Origin of the sequence: Sulfurimonas sp., from assembly GCF_028694895.1 — a bacterium.
GTDB lineage: Bacteria > Campylobacterota > Campylobacteria > Campylobacterales > Sulfurimonadaceae > Sulfurimonas.
On sequence record NZ_JAQVKA010000130.1, the window covers coordinates 1 to 3,682 of the forward strand.

3 protein-coding genes are annotated in these 3,682 nt (G+C 33.8%); 2 read left to right on the top strand and 1 reads right to left on the bottom strand.

The window, feature by feature from the left end; genetic code table 11:
• Positions 1 to 526: 526 nt before the first annotated feature.
• Complete coding sequence (locus PHI38_RS09695) at positions 527 to 1,441, bottom strand: RluA family pseudouridine synthase (protein ID WP_299855590.1); 915 nt, start codon at positions 1,439 to 1,441, stop codon at positions 527 to 529.
• Positions 1,442 to 1,565: 124 nt separating this feature from the next.
• Between PHI38_RS09695 and purB the strand changes: the two genes are divergently transcribed.
• Complete coding sequence (gene purB / locus PHI38_RS09700; protein ID WP_299855593.1) at positions 1,566 to 2,897, top strand: adenylosuccinate lyase; 1,332 nt, start codon at positions 1,566 to 1,568, stop codon at positions 2,895 to 2,897.
• A 122-nt stretch (positions 2,898 to 3,019) separates the two neighbouring features.
• Positions 3,020 to 3,682, top strand: a 663-nt coding sequence (locus tag PHI38_RS09705) for a ribonucleotide reductase N-terminal alpha domain-containing protein (protein ID WP_299855595.1), incomplete at its 3' end; no start/stop codon positions are given.

Below are 3,682 nucleotides of genomic sequence, written 5' to 3' on the forward strand. Positions count from 1 at the left end.
AGTGCTGCATGTGGTCAACTAAAAGAACAAACGCAAAGCGAGCTTCAATGAGTTACATAGAGATATTTCAAATAGTTTTTTTAGTGATAGTTTTTTTAGTTGGTCTAATAGGATTTATAAGAGCTGCGACTAAAGAATAAATTTCTTTAAAAAGGAGTAAACGACCAACACACCAGGGAGGTCGTTTATGAACACAATCATACCTTAGTATTATTAATAAAATCTCAAAACTTTACTTAAAAAATATTTCATTATAAAAAAAAGTTATTATTCTTTATAAAATGTGTATTATTCACACATTGCTCTAATATGTGAACAATAGTAGAAAAGTTATCAAAGAATTGTAAAATTCGTTATCAATTTAAGAATATTTTTATATAAATTTATGCTGAAATACAAGAAACAATACCCACAGTAAAAGCCCAATAACATGGGCTTTGAAAGCTTTTATAATATGTTGTTATTTTAATAATTACAATGCCTCTAAAAGATATAAAGAGTTATTCACATAATTATGAGTAGCTTTTCATATCTTCATATTTTCTTGACAAATCTTTTCAAAATTCACACTGCTTCTAATATTGTAATTTTTTCCATAAAGTTCAAACTCCAATTCATTTGCATGCAATAATAATCTTTTTGCACCACTTAATTTTACTCTTTCATCAATACCTAACTCTCTATCTAAATATCTAACAACACTATTTTCACTCTGGCCATAAACTGGATCACCAACAATTGGATGTTTCATGTGAAACATATGAACTCTTATCTGATGTTGTCTTCCAGTATGAGGAGAACACTCTACTATGGTTGTATTAGTATCGGGGAAATATTTTAGTGGTTTTACAAATGTTAAAGACTCTTTACCGCTTGGATCAACTTTCACTACCATTCTAACAAGAGCACTTTTTTCATCATCATATCTCAAAAGCGGAGCGTCAATGCGAAGTTCATCTTTTAACTCACCGTGAACCATTGCAAGATATTTTTTCTTCATATCTCTTTCTTGAAACATCATCTTGATATCTACTTCACTCTTCTTATCTTTTGCACATAAAACAAGTCCGCTTGTCTCTTGATCTATTCTATGTGCTATATTTGCATCCATACCAAACTGAGCTTTTAACTCATCTATCAAAGAGTACTCTGTAAATCTATTTTGAGGATGGATAAGCATTCCGCTTGGTTTATCAAAGACTACAAATCTCTCTTCAATCAAATGTGGAGCTAGCCCTTTTGAGATAGGTTCAAAGTGAATAAATTCTATCTCTCCTTCTATATACTCTGATGGTTTTGCTATTGGCTTTTTATTTGCAAGAACTCTTCCTATGGCTATATACCTTTGAATATCTCTTTGAGATAGTTCTAACTCTCTTTTTAGAAAAGAAGCGGCTCTCTCTTTTTGGGGAACAAACATTTTTTTAATTACAAATGGCAATATTTAATCCTTTTATTAGCGTATTTTTTGTAAAATATCCGATTAGTTTATGCACTTATTAAAAGTGTATGGCATCAGTAATTAACTTACATTACACAAATTTTACAATAATCAGGTTGAATAAATGATAGAGAGATATTCAAGAAAAGAGATGAGTTCTAAATGGACCATGCAAGCAAAATATCAAGCTTGGATGGATGTGGAAAAAGCGGTTGTAAAAGCTTGGAATAGATTAGGGCTTATCCCAGATGAAGATGCCAAAAAAATAGTTGATAATGCTGGTTTTAACATTGAGCGGATTGATGAGATTGAAGCAGTTACTCGTCATGACCTTATTGCATTTACAACAAGTGTTTCTGAAACACTGGGCGAAGAGAGCAGATGGTTTCACTATGGTATGACAAGTTCAGATACAGTTGACACTGCTGTTGCACTTCAGATGAAAAGCTCTTTGGAGTTAGTTATAGAAGATGTGAAGATGATTATGGAGTCTATCAAGAAAAGAGCGATGGAACATAAGATGACTTTGATGGTTGGACGCAGTCATGGAATCCATGGAGAGCCTATAACATTTGGTCTTGTGTTAGCTGTTTGGTATGATGAGATGGCTAGACATTTAGAGAACTTAGAGCAAACACTTGTAGTTATAAGTGTTGGTCAAGTTAGTGGAGCGATGGGTAACTTTGCTCACGCACCTCTTGAGCTTGAAGAGTATACATGCGAAGAGCTAGGACTCAAACCTGCACCAGCATCTAATCAAGTAATCCAGCGAGATAGATATGCAAGACTTGCAACTGCGTTAGCTTTAATGGCGAGTTCTATCGAGAAGTTTGCGGTGCAAGTTCGTCACTGGCAAAGAACAGAAGTTTATGAGTGTGAAGAGTATTTTGCAGCAGGGCAAAAAGGCTCATCTGCAATGCCACACAAACGCAATCCTATACTAACAGAGAACATAACAGGATTAGCTAGGATGATAAGAGCTTATGCAATACCAGCGATGGAGAATGTAGCTCTTTGGCATGAGAGAGATATAAGCCACTCTTCAACTGAAAGGTTTTGGTTGCCAGATAGTTTTATAACTACTGACTTTATGCTGCACCGTATGAATAGTGTTATAGCAAACCTAACTGTTTATCCAGAGAATATGATGAAAAACCTAAACCTAACTGGCGGTTTAGTTTTCTCTCAACGTGTTCTACTAGAGCTTCCACTAAAAGGTGTTAGTCGTGAAGATGCTTATCGTATAGTTCAAAGAAACGCTATGAAAGTTTGGCAAGAGATACAACAAGGCAAGCCTACAACAAATGAAAAGGGTGAAAGCCTTTATCTAAATCATCTCTTAGCAGATGAAGAGTTAAGAGCTTCTCTTAGCGAAGATGCAATTCGCGAATGTTTTAATTATGACTACTATACCAAAAATGTAGACAGAATTTTTGATAGAGTTTTCAGAAAATAAATGACATAATTGCGCTACTATTATCTTAATATTAATTAAGAGTTTAAAAATGAATATTAAAATTAAAATTAGCGCTGATATAATTATTTATAATATCACTCTCGCATAACTTAGGAAATTAAATGATAACAATTATAAAAAGAAACGGTAGAACTGAAAAGTTAGATATTTCTAAAATTCAAAAATATACATCTGCAGCTGTAGAAGGTTTAAGCAATGTCTCTCAAAGTGAATTAGAGGTTGATGCACAGATTCATTTTCGTGATGGAATTACATCCAAAGAGATACAACAAACTCTAATCAAAACTGCGGTTGATAAGATAGACATTGATGCTCCAAACTGGACATTCGTTGCATCAAGACTTTTTCTCTTTAACCTTTATCATGAAGTAAATGGCTTTACTGGATACTGCTCTTTAAAGAACTACTTTGAACGAGGAGAAAAAGAGGGAAGACTTCTTCATGGTTTAAAAGAGATGTATAATTTAGACGAGCTAGAAAAACATATTAAGCCTGAGCGCGATATGCAGTTTAACTATCTTGGAGTTAAAACACTCTACGACAGATATCTTATAAAAGATAGAAACTCAAACCCTAATGAGTTGCCTCAACATATGTTTATGGCAATAGCAATGTTCTTAGCACAAAGAGAAGAGAAAAAAGAGGAGTGGGCAATCAAGTTTTATAACATGGTTTCTACTTTTGAGGTGATGCTCGCAACTCCAACTCTAAGTAATGCAAGAACAACTAGACATCAACTAAGCTCTTGTTACATTGGTTCAACA